The organism is Streptomyces lucensis JCM 4490, assembly GCF_014650035.1.
Lineage (GTDB): Bacteria > Actinomycetota > Actinomycetes > Streptomycetales > Streptomycetaceae > Streptomyces > Streptomyces lucensis.
Map to the genome: position 1 here is coordinate 94,405 of NZ_BMUE01000004.1, position 14,283 is coordinate 108,687.

The following is a 14,283-nucleotide window of genomic DNA, read 5'->3' on the forward strand; positions in this document are numbered from 1 at the left end:
GTATGCACCCCCTGGAGCGGATCGGCCGCCACCGCCTCGAACGGCCGCTGGGCACCGGCGCCTTCGCCACCGTGTGGCTCGCGCACGACCCCGAGCTCCAGGCCCCGGTCGCGGTCAAGGTCCTCGCCGAGAACTGGGCGCACCGGCTCGACATCAGGGAGCGGTTTCTGTCCGAGGCGCGGTTGCTGCGCCGGGCCGGTTCCAGCCGTGTGGTGCAGGTCTACGACATCGGCGAACTCCCGTACGGGCGGCCGTACTTCGTCATGGAGTACGCGGACGGCGGCACGCTCGCCGACCTGCTGGCGGCGGGGCCGCTGCCGGTGCGGGAGGCGCTGGCGCTGACGGCGGAGGCCGCGCGCGGCGCCGCCGCGCTGCACGAGGCGGGCATCGTGCACCGCGACATCAAACCGACCAACGTGCTCCTGCACACCGCGCCGGACGGCACCCGGCGGGTGCTGCTGGCCGACCTGGGGCTGGCCAAGAGCCTCGCACAGGCGTCCGTGCTCACGCTGGCGGCCGGTTCGGCGGGGTACCGGCCGCCGGAGCAGGCCGAGCCCGGTGCGGGCATCGACGAGCGGGCCGACGTCTACAGCCTGGGGGCCGTCGGCTACGAACTGGTCACCGGGACGGTGCCCGGCCCGCCGGGCGCGGTCGTGCCGCCCCGGAGGCTGCGGCCGGACCTCGGCGAGGACGTGGAGCGGGCGCTGTCGCGGGCGCTGGAGCCGGACCGGACACGGCGCTGGCCCGGCGCGCAGGAGTTCGCCCGCGAGCTGGACCGGCTGGCGGCGGACGACGTGCCGGCCCGGTCCGGGCGGCGGCTGGACGGCGTACGCGGCCGGCTCGCCACCGTGACGCTGGCGCTCGCAGCGGCCCTCGCGGCCACGGCCGCCGCGGTCACGGTGACCGTGGTGACCCACCGCGGCGGCGGCACGCCGGACGAGGTGCGGGTCACGGACTCCACGGGCCGGGTGGTGCTCCGGGTGCCCGCCGGCTGGGTCCGTGAGCTGCGGAACTCCGGCTGGGACCCGCACGCGCTCGGGCTGCCGGCGGGGCACGAGCCCGGGCTGGTGGTGGCCGACGACCTGGCCCGTTGGCCCGATCCGGGGGCCGCCGTGAACGGGGTGTTCGTCGGGGTGAGCGAGCACGGCGACGTCACCGCGCGGGTGAGGGCCCTCACCCACTCCGGCTGCCGCCGGCTGCGCGACCGCACCTTCGCGGACGCCCACTGGCACGGGCTGGTCCGGGCCTGGGGCGGCTGCCCGGGCGGCGGCTCGGTCACGGAGGCCGCGCTGGCCCCGGCGGGCGGCTCCGCGCGGGCACGGGTGTACGTCCAGGTGCGCCGGCGTGATGCCGGTGACGCCGGCGACGGCATACTCCGTTCGCTGCGGGTGAATTGAGAGGCGCTGTCCGAGGGTCAAGCCGGGGAAAAGATCCTGGTGTGAACAGAACTTTTCCGGCGTACGGCGCATCGGAGTGTCATGACGGCGCACCCGGCGCCGTAGGCACGCGGTACGTCGCGTGCCCCGAAGATCCAGGAGAGTTGAGCGACATGGTGTACACACCCCGGTCCGCGCGGCACGGGGCCCTGCTCGTGGGCACGGTCACCGTGCTGGGCCTCCTGACCGCCTGCGGCAACGGCAACGGCGCCGACAGCAGCCCACCGGTCACGGTGTCCGGTACGGCCGCGCCCGCGACGGACACCTCCAAGAGCCCGGTGTCCGCCACCTCCGCCGACAACGACGCCGCCACCGCCTCCACCGGCGCCGCCCCGTCCTCCGCCGCGGGGACGACGGCGCCCTCGAAACGGGCGCCGGCCACGGCCGCGGCCGGTTCCCGCTGCCACACCTCGGAGCTGCGCGCCTCCGTGGGCCGCAACGATCCGGGCGCCGGCCAGGAGAACTTCCCCGTCGTGCTGACCAACAAGTCGGCCCGGACGTGCACCCTGCGCGGCTATCCGGGCGCCGCCTTCGTGAACGGCTCCGGCACCCAGCTGGGCCCCGACCCCCGGCGTGAGGCGGGCTCGCCGGTGACGGTCACCCTGAAGCCCGGGCAGAGTGCCTGGGCCGGGCTGACCTTCTCCAACCCGGGGATCAGTGGCGCCAAGACGGCCACGCCGGCCGCTCTGCTGGTCACGCCGCCGGACGAGCGCGACCACCTGAAGGTGCCGTGGTCGGGCGGGCAGGTGCCCGTGTCCGGCAACGCCTCGTCCGTCCGCCTGACCGTGCTCAGCCCGGGCACGGGTCCCTGACCCACCGGCTGCCCCCGACGTCCCGACCCCGCCGTCCGGCTCCCCGGCGGCGGGGTTCGTCATGAGCGCGCGCCCCGACTGTCACAGGACGGCAACAGGCCCCGGCTGCCGCGATCTTTACCGGGACGCCCGTCATCGAACCCCTCGACCACACAGCCGACGGGCCCTCCACGGGGGCCGTGACGAGGGAATCGGGGACGAGATGAGCGGGATGTCACGCAGGCGGGTGCTGACCGGGGGCGCGGCGGCGGGCGCCCTGGGAGCGCTGGGGGCGTGCTCCTCCGGCACCGGCCTGGAGGTCGGCGGACCCGCGCACGGCGGCACGCGCACCGCGCAGGCCCGGCCGGCCAGGCCGATCGGCGACGGCTCCACCGCCGACACCGGCGCCCAGCCGCACCAGCCGCGGCCGGTCCGGCTGAAGCCGGGCCAGGAGCCGCCGCAGTTCGTGGTGTTCTCCTGGGACGGGGCCGGCGAGCTCAGCAACCGGCTGTTCTCCCGGTTCCGCAAGGTCGCCGCCGACCACGGAGCCGGGATGACCTTCTTCCTCAGCGGCATCTACACGCTGCCCGAGTCCAGGAAGCACCTCTACCGCCCGCCGCGGCACGCCGTCGGCGCCTCCGAGATCGGCTACCTCGCCGACCGGCACATCCACGCCACCCTGCGGCAGGTGCGGGCGGCCTGGCTCGAGGGCCATGAGATCGGCACCCACTTCAACGGGCACTTCTGCGGCCCGTCCGGCGTGCGCGCCTGGTCGCCGGCCGAGTGGCGCAGCGAGATCGAGCAGGCGGTCGGCTTCGTCACCCGCTGGCGGACCAACACGGGCTTCACCGACCTCGAACCGCTCCCCTTCGACTACCGCAAGGAGCTGGTCGGGGGCCGCACCCCCTGTCTGGAGGGGCAGGCGGGCCTGCTGCCCACCGCCGCCGCGCTCGGCTGGAAGTACGACGCCAGCTCGCCCGGGGGTCTGCAGATCTGGCCGGGCAAGGTGCGGGGCGGCAGCATCTGGGACTTCCCGCTGCAGTCGATACCGTTCGCCGGCCACTCCTTCCAAGTGCTCTCGATGGACTACAACCTGATGTTCAACCAGTCGGGCGGCAACCCCGTGGGCGACCGCTCCCGGTACGACGCCTGGCGCGTGCAGGCCCGGGACACCTACCTGGCCGGATTCCGGCGCGCCTACGAGAGCAACCGCGCGCCCTTCTTCATCGGCAACCACTTCGAGCGCTGGAACGGCGGCATCTACATGGACGCCATCGAGGAGGCGATCGGCCGGATGGCCGCGTACGAGGACGTGCGGTTCGTGTCCTTCAAGCAGCTCGTGGCCTGGCTGGAGGCGCAGGACCCGGCGGTGCTGCGCAAGCTGCGCACACTCGTGCCCGGGCAGTCCCCGGCGGGCGGCTGGGCGGAATTCCTGGGCGCAGCGGGCAGCCCGTCCCCCTAGCGGGGCCCGCGTCGTCTGTTTTCATGGGCGGGCACCACCCGGCCGACCTCGAGAAGGACCCGCCCTGAACACCCCGCTCGCCGAAACCCTGTCGGCCGTGCTGCTCGCCGCCGTGCTCGCCTGGGCCGTCGTACGCCCCTTCGGATGGCCGGAGGCGGTCATGGCCGTCCCCGCCGCCGGGATCGCCGTCGCCACCGGCGCGATCCCGCTCGACCACGCCCGTGCGGAGGCGGAGCGGCTCGGACCGGTCGTCGGGTTCCTCGCGGCGGTGCTGGTGCTCGCCCACTTCTGTGCCGCGGAGGGCCTGTTCCAGGCGTGCGGGGCCTGGATGGCCCGCTGGGCGGCGGGCCGTCCGGTGCGGCTGCTGACGGCGGTCTTCGCGCTGGCCTCCGCCATCACCGCCGTGCTCAGCCTGGACGCCACGATCGTGCTGCTGACGCCGGTGGTGTTCGCCACGGCCGCGCGGACGGGCGTGCGGCCGAAGCCGCACGTGTACGCGTGCACCCATCTGTCCAACACGGCGTCGCTGCTGCTGCCGGTGTCCAATCTGACCAACCTGCTCGCGTTCGCGGCCAGCGGGCTGAGCTTCACCGGGTTCGCCGCGCTGATGGCGTTGCCGTGGCTGGCGGCGATCGCCGTGGAGTACGTGGTGTTCCGGCGGTTCTTCGCCCGGGACCTGACGGCGGCGGCTCCCGCGGCACCGGACACCGCGGCGCCCCCGCGTATGCCGCTGTTCGCGGTGGTGACCGTCGCCTGCACGCTGACCGGGTTCGTGGTGGCGTCGGCGTTCGGCGTGGACCCCGCCTGGGTAGCCGCCGCGGGCGCGCTGGTGCTGGCCGGGCGGGCCCTGGCGCGCCGCACGGCGACCCCGCTGACCGTCGTACGGGCGGCCGCCCCGGCCTTCCTCGCGTTCGTGCTGGCCCTCGGCATCGTGGTGCGGGCCGTCGTCGACAACGGGCTGGCCGGTGTGCTCGGGCACGTGCTGCCGGGCGGGACCGGGCTGCCCGCGCTGCTGGGCGTCGCCGCCCTGGCCGCCGCCCTCGCGAACCTCATCAACAACCTGCCCGCGGTGCTCGTGCTGCTGCCGCTGGCGGCGCCCGCCGGGCCGGGCGCGGTGCTCGCGGTGCTGCTCGGCGTGAACATCGGCCCGAACCTCACCTATGCCGGGTCTCTTGCGACGTTGCTGTGGCGGCGGATCGTGCACCAGCACGAGCACGGCGTGGACCTCGGGGAGTTCACCCGGCTGGGGCTGATCGCCGTGCCCTCCTCCCTCGCCGCCGCGGTGGTGGCACTGTGGGGGTCACTGCAGGTTCTCTGAGGGCTCCTGGGCGGCCCTCAGCCGACGCTCACCCGACCGAGGGAGGCCGTACCGGATGCGTGTGATCGCCTGGCTCACCGAGGGCACCTGGCCCGCGTGTGTCGACGCCGTGCGCGCCCACGCGCCGCGGGCCGCCGAGGTGGTGCTGCTGCACGTCAGCGGCCCCGACGTGCCCGGACTCGCGCACGGTGCGTTCGCGGGGCTGCTCGGGCGCGGTCACCCGGAGCGCGACCCCGGCGACCTGCTGGAGGCCCTCGGCGGGACTTCGGCGGCACGGCTCCTCGACGCGGCGGCCGAGCGGCTCGGCCGGCCCTGCGTGCGCGAGGAGCGGTCGGGCCGGGTCGAGCGGGAGGTCGTGGCGGCCGCCGAGGGCGCCGGTCTGCTGGTGCTGGCCCGGGACGGGGACCGGTCCCGGCTCGGGCCGCGCAGCCTCGGCCCCGCCGTCCGGTTCGCCGTCGACCACGCGCCCTGCCCGGTGCTGCTGGTGTGGCCGGAACCCGCCCCGGGACTGGCGACGATCCCTCCCGCGCCGCCGCACCGTCCCTGAGTCAGCGGTGGTGGCGCCGGCCGCCGTAGCCCCCGCCGTCGCCGCAGCGGTACGGGTGCTCGGCGCACGGATCGGCGGTGGCGGACGCCGGGGGCGCCGGGACGGACCGTGTCGCGGTGGGCGTGGGGACCGGTGGCGCAGTCGCGTCCGGGGTCCCGGTGGCGGGGGCGGACCGCGCGGTGGACGTCGGCGACGGAATGCTGTCCCCGTCCCAGTTGACGTTCTGCATCTGGAGGTCGGGTTCGGCCGCGTCGATGGACCAGCGCTGCGGCAGACCGGTGGCCCGGGTCTTGAGGACGAGGGCGCCGGAGCCGTCGGTGGCGGCCGGGGTGAGGGCCAGGTTCCGGTCCGAGCGGGGAAGCAGGGCGCCCCGGGAGGTGAAGTCGTAGCGGATGTCGCGGGCGGCCCTGCCGGAGGCCGAGCAGGGGGCCAGGCGGACCGAGTAGCCGAGTTGGGAGTCCAGGCACAGGCCGGGGGCCGCGTTGTTGCGCAGCAGCCCGTCGGTCTCGTACGTCCACTGCTGGCTCGGTGCGGGCGAGCAGGCGGTGAGTTCGGTCTCGGCGCCCTCGACGGCCTTCTTGCCGACGACTCCCACGCACAGACCGGATGCCGCGTTGTGCAGCCGGCCGTGCAGGGCGCCGCCGTGCCCGGCGTCCTTCGCACCGGCCCACGAGGTGCCCGGGGAGGCCTGGCCCCTGCCCGGCGCCTTCGACGACGTGCCGCCGGAGCCGGGGGCCGGGCTCCCGCCTGAGCCGAGCACCGACCACAGCACGAGGGGCAGGACGACCAGGCCGCTGACGGCGACCACGGCCAGCGTCAGATCGCGGCGGCGCCGGGCCGCCCGGCGGGCGGCGCGGTGCGCGGACCGGCTCGCACCGGCGGTCGCGGCGGCACGGGGCGGGGCGGCCGGCCCTGCGGTCGCGCGCGGACCCTCGGGTCCGGCCGTGATGAAGGCCTCGCCCGCCGGCGGCGCGAAGGCGGCGGGGGCCGGGGCCGGCTCGGCCGGCGCCTCGGCGCGGTGCGCACGGGCCTCCGCGTAGGCGTGGGCGCCCCAGCCGAGCACCGCCTCGGCGAGCGCGAGGCCCAGGCCCGCGTTGAACGGGGCGAGCTGGCCGGCGGTACGGCTGCAGTGCGCGCAGCGGGACAGGTGCCCGCGCAGGTCGGGGTCGATGTCGGCGCCGCCGCGCCGGAAGGTCACGTCGAGCATGCGCAGATAGCGTCGGCACTCCGCCTCGGGGGCGAGTTCGCGGTGCGCCTGGAGGCATTCCTCGCGCAGCCGTTCACGCGCCCGGCGCAGTTCCACCCGGGCGTCCTCCTCGTCCAGGCCGAGCAGCGCCGCGGGCACCGACAGGGGTTCGGCTTCGACCTCGGTGTGCCACAGGACGGCGCGGGAGATCTGGGGCACCCGCTGGAAGGCACGGGACAGCAGCCGTCGTTCGGGCGGCGGCAGCAGCAGGGCGGCGGCGCGCGGGCCGGTGCCGTCGCCCGGCCTCAGCTCGGGGTGGAGGAGTTCCTGGCGGCCGTCGGTGTCCCACTCGGCCGCGATCCTTCGTACGGCGACCAGCACGTGGGGCCGCCAGGCGGCGGTCGGGCCGGTCTGCCTCAGCGATTCGCCGAAGAGACGGGTGAAGGCGGCCGTGGTGAGCATGCCGGCGGCGCGCGGGCCGTCGGTGCACAACCGGGCGTAGGCGAAGGCCGCTTCCCAGTGCCGGTCGAGGAGTTCACCGACCGGATGGAGCGCGGGTGCCGTTCCCGTCCACTTCTTCAGTTCGGCACTCAGCTGCTCGTCCGACAGGCCTGCCTCATGCACGGCTGCATTCCTCCAGACGGGATACGGAATTTGTCTGCACCAACCGGTGCGGCAAGGTCGCGGGCAGCTCGAACGTGCACCTGAGGCGGCTCTTTTGAAGCGTGGGGGGTGTACGGCGGAGCGGCCTGGCGCCTGCCGCGGAGAATTCACTGCAGCGGTGCGCCGACAGCGCACACTTTCGCACAGCACCGCACGCAGGAACAAGAGATCTCTCGATTATCGGCATTTTCCCGGGGCAGTTTTCTTATTGACGCGGTGTCGAAGGAATCCCTTTCTGTCAATTGTCACCGCATCCCGCCCCTGATCCGAGCGGCACGCACCCCGTACCGCACGGATCCGGTCGGCGGGGCTCAGTGGCCGCTGATCGCGCGCGGGCTGTAGTGCCGCTCCAGTTCCTCGATCTCCTTGTCGCTGAGCTCCAGTTCGACCGCGGCCACCGCGTCCTCGATGTGCCGCGGCCTGGCCGCGCCGACGATCGGGGCGGCCACCGTGTCCTGGTGCAGCAGCCAGGCGAGCGCCACCTGGGCGCGGGGCACGCCACGTTCGTCCGCGATCCGGGTGACGGCCTCGACGATCGAGCGGTCGCTGTCCAGGTACAGCCGGCTGCCGAAGTCGTCGCCGGTGCTGCGCTCGGTGACCGTGTCCCAGTCGCGGGTCAGCCGGCCGCGGGCGAGCGGGCTCCACGGCAGCACGCCGACGCCCTGGTCCGCGCAGAGCGGCAGCATCTCCCGCTCCTCCTCGCGGTAGAGCAGGTTGTAGTGGTTCTGCATGGACACGAACTTCGTCCAGCCGTGCCTCTCGGCGGTGTACTGCGCCTTGGAGAACTCCCACGCGTACATCGAACTGGCGCCGATGTAGCGGACCTTGCCCGCCTTGACCAGGTCGTGCAGCGCCTCCATCGTCTCCTCGACGGGAGTGGCGTGGTCGTAGCGGTGGATCTGGTAGAGGTCGACGTAGTCGGTGCCGAGGCGGCGCAGGCTGTGGTCGATCTCGGACATGATGGCCTTGCGGGACAGCCCAGCCCCGTTGGGGCCCGGCCGCATCCGGCCGTTCACCTTGGTGGCCAGGACGATCTCGTCGCGGTGCGCGAAGTCGCGCAGGGCCTTGCCGACGATCTGCTCGCTGGTGCCGTCGGAGTAGACGTTGGCGGTGTCGAAGAAATTGACGCCCGCCTCCAGCGCCTGCCGGATCAGCGGGCGGGAGGTCTCCTCGTCGAGGGTCCATTCGTGCGTGCCGCGGTCCGGCAGCCCGTAGGTCATGCAGCCCAGACAGATCCGCGAGACGTCCAGGCCGGTCGAACCGAGCTTCACGTACTGCATCGTTGCTGCTCCTGCCTTCGGGACGATGGTCACCGCCGAGCCTACGGCCCGTCCCCCGGCGCCGACTTGACGATGCGACCCGTGGGCGATTTGATCCAGACGCGTGCCGCGCCGACCGGCGCGGGAAGGATGGAGCCGACGTGCCGCCCATGGGTGTCCTGCGCCGTGCCAGCGGCTCCCGCGGAGCCCTGGGCGCCCTGCCCGCGGCCCTGGTGATCGCCGTGTCGGCCCTGGCCGGCTGCGGCTCGGGGAGTGCCGGCGGGGACGGCCCGGCGGCGCCCGCCGCGGTGCGGCTGCCGCCTCGCCACTCCGGGTTCGACTACCAGATCGGCGGCGCCTATCCCCCGCCGAAGGGCGTGCGCGTCGTCAGCCGCGACCGGTCCGACTCCCCCGCGCCCGGCCTCTACAACATCTGCTACGTCAACGCCTTCCAGGCCCAGCCCGCCGAGCGCGCCGGCTGGCCGGCCGGCCTGCTGCTGCGCGACGCGCACGGCAGGGTCGTCATCGACGAGGACTGGAACGAGCCGCTGCTCGACCTGCGCACCCCGGCCAAGCGCGAGCGGGTGGCGAAACGGGTGAACCGGTGGATCGACGAGTGCGCGCGCAAGGGCTACGACGCCGTCGAGCCGGACAACTACGACAGCTACACCCGCTCCCACCGCCTGCTCACCGCCGGCGACGCGACCGCGTACATGACCCTGCTCTCCCGCCACGCGCACGCCCGGCGCCTCGCCATCGCGCAGAAGAACACCGCCGGGCTCGCGGCGATACGCGAACGGGTGGGGCTGGACTTCGCGGTGACGGAGGAGTGCGGGCAGTACGACGAGTGCGGGGTGTACGCGAAGGCGTTCGACGACCGGGTCGTGGACGTCGAGTACACCGACAGCGGTCTGCGTTCGGCCCTCGCCGGCTGGGGCGGCCGGATCGGCGTCGTCCGCCGCGACCGCGACGTCTCCACCCCGGGCACCGCGGGGTACGTCCGCAGGGCGCGCTAGCCGCCCGGCCCTCGCCGCGACCGGCCCTGGGGCCGGCCCAAGGCCCTGCCCTACGGCCGCTGCAGCAGGTCCAGGCCCCGTTCCCAGCCGAACCGGGGGCGGTGGCCGTCCGGGCCGGGTTCGCCGGTGTACGGGTCCGCGATGCGCACACCCATCCCCCGCAGCCGGGTCAGGCTGTCCCGGTAGGCGGGATGGGCGGCCAGCGCGTCGGCCACGCAGGGCAGCACGGCTATCGGGACGCCCAGGCCGGCGGCCTCGCACAGGGTGCCGACGGCGAGGGTGTCGGCCAGTCCGGCCGCCCACTTGTTGAGGGTGTTGAACGTCGCGGGGGCCACCACGACGGCGTCCGGCGGCGGGAACGGGCGGGGGTCTCCCGGGGAGCGCCAGGCCGACCGGACGGGCCGGCCCGTCCGCGCCTCGACGGCCCCGGTGTCGAAGAACCCGCCCATCGCGACCGGTGTGGCGATGACCCCGGCCTCCCAGCCCCGCCGCTGGGCCGCGGTGATCAGCTCGGTCACACCGGCGGCGATCCCGGCGGCGCAGACGACGACGTACAGGAAGGGCTTCTCGGCGCGTTCGGTCATCCGGGAACCCTACTGAGGGGGCCGGCGCCACCGTCCGGCGGGCCGTCAGCCGCCGGGCTCCGTGACGGTGATGGCGCCGACCGGGCAGGCGCGGGCCGCCTCGCGGACCATCGGGTCGCCCGCGCCGTCCTCCCGTCCGGGCAGCAGGGTGCTGTACCCGTCGTCGTCCTGGGTGAACACGCCGGGCGCGGCCAGCGCGCACTGTCCCGCGCCGATGCAGGTGTCCGTGTCGATGTCGATGTGCATGGGGAGAGCCTCTTACCAGGTCACGGGGAGTTCCAGCATCCCCTGGATCGTGTCGCCGGGTTTGCAGGGGATCTCCTCGGCCGGGGCGGCCAGCCGCAGCCCGGGCAGCCGCGTCAGCAGACCGCCGAGGGCGATCTCCAGTTCCACGCGGGCCAGGTTCTGTCCCAGGCACTGGTGGATGCCGAAGCCGAACGCCACGTGGTGGCGGGCCGGGCGGCGGAAGTCCAGGGTGTCGGGGTCCTCGTACCGGGTCGTGTCGCGGTTGACCAGCGAGGTCGCGAAGAGCACGCCGTCGCCGGCCCGGATCGTGGTGCCCTCGACCTCGATGTCCCGCAGGGCGACGCGCTGCAGGCCGTCGGCGATGGACAGCATCCGCATCAGTTCCTCGACGGCGGCGGGCAGCAGCGCCGGATCGGCGCGCAGCTCGGCCAGCCGGTCCGGGTGCCCCAGCAGCGTGAAGGTGCCGAGGGAGATCATGTTGGCGGTCGTCTCATGGCCCGCGACCAGCAGGATGAGGGCCAGCGAGACGAGTTCGGCGCGGTCCACCGTGCCGTCGCGCAGCTGGTGGTGGACGAGTTCGTCGAGGATGCCGTCTCCGGGTCCGGCCTGCCCGGCCTTCTCGTCGATCAGCCCGCCGAGGTACCGCTCCAGCCGGTCGCGGGCGTTCGTCGTGTCGTCGGCGGTCGGGCCGCGCAGCAACCTGCGGGACTGCTCCTCGAAGAACTCGTGGTCGGTGTACGGCACGCCGAGCAGGTCGCAGATCACCATCGACGGCACGGGCAGTGCGAATGCGGAGACCAGCTCGGCGGGCGGGCCCTGGGCGGTCATCGCGTCCAGCAGTCCGTCCACGACGCGCTGGATCGCGGGCCGCAGCGCGGCCGCGCGCTTGACGGTGAAGGACGGGATCATCATGCGCCGCTGCCGGTTGTGTTCGGGATCGTCCACCCCGAGCAGGGCCACCCGGCGGTCGCGGACGGCGGCGAAGCGGGGCGTGGGCGAGGGGAAGCCGGGGCGGCGGCGGTCGGTGGACAGGCGGGGGTCGGCGAGCAGGGCCCGGGCGGTGGCGTGGGCGGTGACCAGCCACACCTCCCGGCCGTCGTAGAGGGTGACGCGGGACAGTGGCCGCCCGTCGCGCAGCGGTGCGTATCCGGCGGGCGGGTGGTAGGGGCAGGTGCGGTCCTGCGGGAAGGCGACGGGGCCGGCCTGGGCCGCCGGGCCGCCGATGTCCGTCAGTTCCGTCATGGGAAGACCTCGCAGACGAAGAGGTGCGTCGTGCCGATCTTTATTAGATGCCCCAGGCATCTATGAGGCGACGGCAAGTTCGGCCACTTCGGCGATCCGCCCGATGTGGCCGAAGTGCGCGGGGTGCGGCGGGCGGGAACCGGCCGCGGCCGGCGGCCCGGTCAGGGCTGCCGCGAGGGCCCGGCGCCGGGCGCGAAGGCGCGGGCGACGGCGAGGCTGTCCTCGTAGACATGATGCCGCACGACCAGGCCGTCGCGGACGGTGAGGTGGAGGGCGAAGCGGGCCGTGTAGGCGCGGCCGGTCGGTGCGGCCGTCTGCCGTATGACGCCGAGCACGACCGCGTCCTCGCCGTCGACCAGGACGTGTTCGACGCTCGTGTCCGCCTTTTCCGGCACGTGGTGGGCCGCCAGCTCGCGGTAGTGGGCGGCGGCGTCGGCGCGGGTGGAGCGGTGCCGGATCCACGGGGTGGCGGCGCGCCCGTGCTCCTCCTGCGGCCAGTCGAGCCGCCAGTCGCATCCGTCCGCGTACAGCTCGGCGATCCGGTCCGGGTCGCCCCGGCCGATCCGGCCGAGGAGTTCCTGAACGGTGGCGCGCGTCGAGGGGGTGTGGTCGGCCTGCATGTGCGACTCCCGGGAGTGGTGTTCGGGCAGGTGCCGATCACTGTGCCGCGGACCCGGCGGGGGCGCGATTACCCGTGAGGTAGGCGACGCATCGGCCGCGGCGATCGGAGGTACGGATGATTCGTGCGGACACCGGTGTTCCAGGCCGGTGACGGACAGCCGTTGGACGGACGAAGGAGACGGATCCATGCCTCTTGAGGGCGAGTACGAACCCAGCCCGGAACAGTGGGTGCGCGAGCAGGTCGAGCTGTACGAGAGCTCCGGCGGGACGAAGGGGACCACGCTGCGCGACACGGGCCTGCCGGTGATCGTGCTGACCACCCGCGGCGCACGGAGCGGGAAGATCCGCAAGACGCCGCTGATGCGGGTGGAGCACGACGGCGCGTACGCGGTGGTCGCCTCGCAGGGCGGGGCGCCCAGGCACCCGGTCTGGTACTTCAACGTCAGGAGCGAGCCGCACGTCGAACTCCAGGACGGTCCGGTGAGGCGGGACATGCGGGCCCGCGAGGTGACCGGCCCGGAGAAGGACGCGTGGTGGGAGCGTGCCGTCGCCGCGTTCCCGCCGTACGCCGAGTACCAGGAGAAGACGTCGCGGGAGATCCCCGTGTTCGTGCTGGAGCCCCTCGACGGGAGCTGAGTTCCGGCCCGGAACCGGCGGCTTCTGGAAAAATCCGATCCCGTCAGGTGTGAACGGGGTTCCGGGCGGGCACTCGTGCGTCAGGCCCCGCCGCGCTCCCCCGTCGCGGCGGGGCTTTCGTCTGCCTCGCCGGCCCGGCGGTCCGTGACGTCCAGGAAGATCTGGTCGGCGGCCGGGAAGGTCCGGGCCAGGGACCGCTTGACGCGTACGGCGACCTCTTCCACCCGCTCGCTGTCCAGGCCCGGGGCCAGGTCGATCCGGGCGGCCACCAGCGTGGAGTCGAGGCCCATCTTCATCGTGAACAGCGCCTCCACGCTGTCGATCTCCGGCTGTGCCCGGAGCAGCGACCGGATCCTCGCGCTCTGCTCCGGGTCGGCGGCCTCGCCGATGAGCTGGTCGCGGGCGTCGCGGCCGAGCCGGTAGGCGACGTACACCAGCAGGACGCCGATCGCCAGTGAGGCGGACGCCTCCCAGACCACCTGTCCGGTGACCATGTGCAGGGCCATCCCGATGAGGGCGAGGGTCACACCGAGCACCGCCGTGCCGTCCTCGGCGACCACCGTGCGCAGTGCCGGGTCGCGCAGTCCGGCGAGGCCGCCCTGCCGGCGCACCTGGTGCAGGGCGCGCAGCAGCGAGACGCCCTCGGCGACGAGGGCCACGCCCAGCACGATCAGGCCGGCCACATAGCCGCTCAGCTCCTCCTCCGCGCCCTGGCGCAGCGCCTCGAAGCCCTGGAAGAAGGAGAAGCAGCCGCCCATGACGAAGATGCCGACGGCGGCGAGGAGCGACCAGAAGAAGCGTTCCTTGCCGTAGCCGAAGGGGTGCCGCCGGTCGGCCGGGCGGCGGCTGCGGCGCAGCGCGGCGAGCAGGAAGACCTCGTTGAGGCTGTCGGCGACGGAGTGCGCGGCCTCCGACAGCAGCGCGGGCGAGCCCGCGAGAACCCCTCCCACGCCCTTGGCGACGGCGATCACCAGGTTGGCCGCCAGTGCCACCAGGACGGTGACCTTGGTGTGCCGGTCGGGGGAGCCCCCGCCGTGCCCGTCACTCGTCCGGCCAGGGGCGCGGGGTGCCGCCCCTTGCCCTCCGTCGTCGCTCGCCGCCGGCGCGCGGGTGTGTGCCACGCCGCTTTCCCCGGCCGTCCGTTCGGCCGTCTCCCGTTCCGAGGATGTCCCGCTCATGGCCGCCGACTGCCCCCGACGGTGCGGATCACACCGTGCCGTCGGCGGAAAACGGGGAACGCGTTGCGCTTGAGGACCCCGGACGGCGAGGAGGAGCC

The 14,283-nt window shown here is 74.2% G+C and carries 14 protein-coding genes; 7 read left to right on the plus strand and 7 right to left on the minus strand.

Going from position 1 to position 14,283, the window contains the following annotated elements:
- Positions 1 to 2: 2 nt before the first annotated feature.
- The 5 genes from IE177_RS11590 (at position 3) to IE177_RS11610 (ending at position 5,554) form a co-directional block, all read left to right on the plus strand.
- Positions 3 to 1,397, plus strand: coding sequence for a serine/threonine-protein kinase (locus IE177_RS11590; RefSeq protein WP_190015180.1), 1,395 nt, complete (start codon positions 3 to 5; stop codon positions 1,395 to 1,397).
- Between the two features lie 152 nt (positions 1,398 to 1,549).
- Positions 1,550 to 2,248 (plus strand): DUF4232 domain-containing protein, encoded by a 699-nt coding sequence (locus IE177_RS11595; protein WP_190015181.1) that lies wholly within the window; start codon positions 1,550 to 1,552, stop codon positions 2,246 to 2,248.
- Positions 2,249 to 2,450: 202 nt separating this feature from the next.
- Positions 2,451 to 3,689 carry a polysaccharide deacetylase family protein gene (locus IE177_RS11600; RefSeq protein WP_190015182.1) on the plus strand — a complete coding sequence of 413 codons (1,239 nt, stop codon included), beginning with the start codon at positions 2,451 to 2,453 and terminating at the stop codon, positions 3,687 to 3,689.
- Between the two features lie 64 nt (positions 3,690 to 3,753).
- Entirely contained in the window at positions 3,754 to 5,007 is a 1,254-nt protein-coding gene (locus IE177_RS11605; protein WP_190015457.1) for an SLC13 family permease, read from the plus strand.
- Positions 5,008 to 5,062: 55 nt separating this feature from the next.
- Entirely contained in the window at positions 5,063 to 5,554 is a 492-nt protein-coding gene (locus IE177_RS11610; protein ID WP_190015183.1) for a universal stress protein, read from the plus strand.
- 1 nt (position 5,555) lies between these two features.
- On the opposite strand, the gene IE177_RS11615 is transcribed toward IE177_RS11610, so the two are convergent.
- Both IE177_RS11615 and IE177_RS11620 read right to left on the minus strand, forming a co-directional pair.
- On the minus strand, positions 5,556 to 7,364 hold the full coding sequence (locus IE177_RS11615; RefSeq protein ID WP_229816011.1) for an RICIN domain-containing protein: 1,809 nt from the start codon (positions 7,362 to 7,364) through the stop codon (positions 5,556 to 5,558).
- A 350-nt stretch (positions 7,365 to 7,714) separates the two neighbouring features.
- On the minus strand, positions 7,715 to 8,683 hold the full coding sequence (locus IE177_RS11620; RefSeq protein ID WP_190015184.1) for an aldo/keto reductase: 969 nt from the start codon (positions 8,681 to 8,683) through the stop codon (positions 7,715 to 7,717).
- Positions 8,684 to 8,832: 149 nt separating this feature from the next.
- Here IE177_RS11620 and IE177_RS11625 point away from each other — a divergent pair, with 149 nt between their 5' ends.
- A complete protein-coding gene (locus IE177_RS11625) occupies positions 8,833 to 9,678 on the plus strand; it encodes an endo alpha-1,4 polygalactosaminidase (RefSeq protein ID WP_190015459.1) in 846 nt (281 codons plus the stop codon).
- A 50-nt stretch (positions 9,679 to 9,728) separates the two neighbouring features.
- Here IE177_RS11625 and IE177_RS11630 read toward each other — a convergent pair whose 3' ends face one another.
- From IE177_RS11630 to IE177_RS11645, 4 genes are all read right to left on the minus strand, one after another.
- Positions 9,729 to 10,262 carry a flavoprotein gene (locus IE177_RS11630; protein ID WP_190015185.1) on the minus strand — a complete coding sequence of 178 codons (534 nt, stop codon included), beginning with the start codon at positions 10,260 to 10,262 and terminating at the stop codon, positions 9,729 to 9,731.
- 45 nt (positions 10,263 to 10,307) lie between these two features.
- Positions 10,308 to 10,508, minus strand: a complete 201-nt coding sequence (locus IE177_RS11635; RefSeq protein WP_190015186.1) for a ferredoxin — start codon at positions 10,506 to 10,508, stop codon at positions 10,308 to 10,310.
- 12 nt (positions 10,509 to 10,520) lie between these two features.
- On the minus strand, positions 10,521 to 11,750 hold the full coding sequence (locus IE177_RS11640; RefSeq protein WP_190015187.1) for a cytochrome P450: 1,230 nt from the start codon (positions 11,748 to 11,750) through the stop codon (positions 10,521 to 10,523).
- Between the two features lie 161 nt (positions 11,751 to 11,911).
- On the minus strand, positions 11,912 to 12,370 hold the full coding sequence (locus IE177_RS11645; protein ID WP_190015188.1) for a nuclear transport factor 2 family protein: 459 nt from the start codon (positions 12,368 to 12,370) through the stop codon (positions 11,912 to 11,914).
- Between the two features lie 187 nt (positions 12,371 to 12,557).
- Here IE177_RS11645 and IE177_RS11650 point away from each other — a divergent pair, with 187 nt between their 5' ends.
- Positions 12,558 to 13,007, plus strand: a complete 450-nt coding sequence (locus IE177_RS11650) for a nitroreductase family deazaflavin-dependent oxidoreductase (protein ID WP_190015189.1) — start codon at positions 12,558 to 12,560, stop codon at positions 13,005 to 13,007.
- 80 nt (positions 13,008 to 13,087) lie between these two features.
- On the opposite strand, the gene IE177_RS11655 is transcribed toward IE177_RS11650, so the two are convergent.
- Positions 13,088 to 14,185 carry a cation diffusion facilitator family transporter gene (locus IE177_RS11655; RefSeq protein WP_373305070.1) on the minus strand — a complete coding sequence of 366 codons (1,098 nt, stop codon included), beginning with the start codon at positions 14,183 to 14,185 and terminating at the stop codon, positions 13,088 to 13,090.
- Positions 14,186 to 14,283: the final 98 nt, after the last annotated feature.

Bases quoted from the DNA above. Each gene is read 5' to 3' on its own strand.
- IE177_RS11645 (WP_190015188.1), bottom strand. From the start codon at position 12,370: ATGCAGGCCGACCACACCCCCTCGACGCGCGCCACCGTTCAGGAACTC.
- IE177_RS11655 (WP_373305070.1), bottom strand. From the start codon at position 14,185: ATGAGCGGGACATCCTCGGAACGGGAGACGGCCGAACGGACGGCCGGG.
- IE177_RS11600 (WP_190015182.1), top strand. From the start codon at position 2,451: ATGAGCGGGATGTCACGCAGGCGGGTGCTGACCGGGGGCGCGGCGGCG.
- IE177_RS11630 (WP_190015185.1), bottom strand. From the start codon at position 10,262: ATGACCGAACGCGCCGAGAAGCCCTTCCTGTACGTCGTCGTCTGCGCC.
- IE177_RS11625 (WP_190015459.1), top strand. From the start codon at position 8,833: ATGGGTGTCCTGCGCCGTGCCAGCGGCTCCCGCGGAGCCCTGGGCGCC.
- IE177_RS11610 (WP_190015183.1), top strand. From the start codon at position 5,063: ATGCGTGTGATCGCCTGGCTCACCGAGGGCACCTGGCCCGCGTGTGTC.
- IE177_RS11650 (WP_190015189.1), top strand. From the start codon at position 12,558: ATGCCTCTTGAGGGCGAGTACGAACCCAGCCCGGAACAGTGGGTGCGC.
- IE177_RS11640 (WP_190015187.1), bottom strand. From the start codon at position 11,750: ATGACGGAACTGACGGACATCGGCGGCCCGGCGGCCCAGGCCGGCCCC.
- IE177_RS11590 (WP_190015180.1), top strand. From the start codon at position 3: ATGCACCCCCTGGAGCGGATCGGCCGCCACCGCCTCGAACGGCCGCTG.
- IE177_RS11635 (WP_190015186.1), bottom strand. From the start codon at position 10,508: ATGCACATCGACATCGACACGGACACCTGCATCGGCGCGGGACAGTGC.
- IE177_RS11595 (WP_190015181.1), top strand. From the start codon at position 1,550: ATGGTGTACACACCCCGGTCCGCGCGGCACGGGGCCCTGCTCGTGGGC.
- IE177_RS11620 (WP_190015184.1), bottom strand. From the start codon at position 8,683: ATGCAGTACGTGAAGCTCGGTTCGACCGGCCTGGACGTCTCGCGGATC.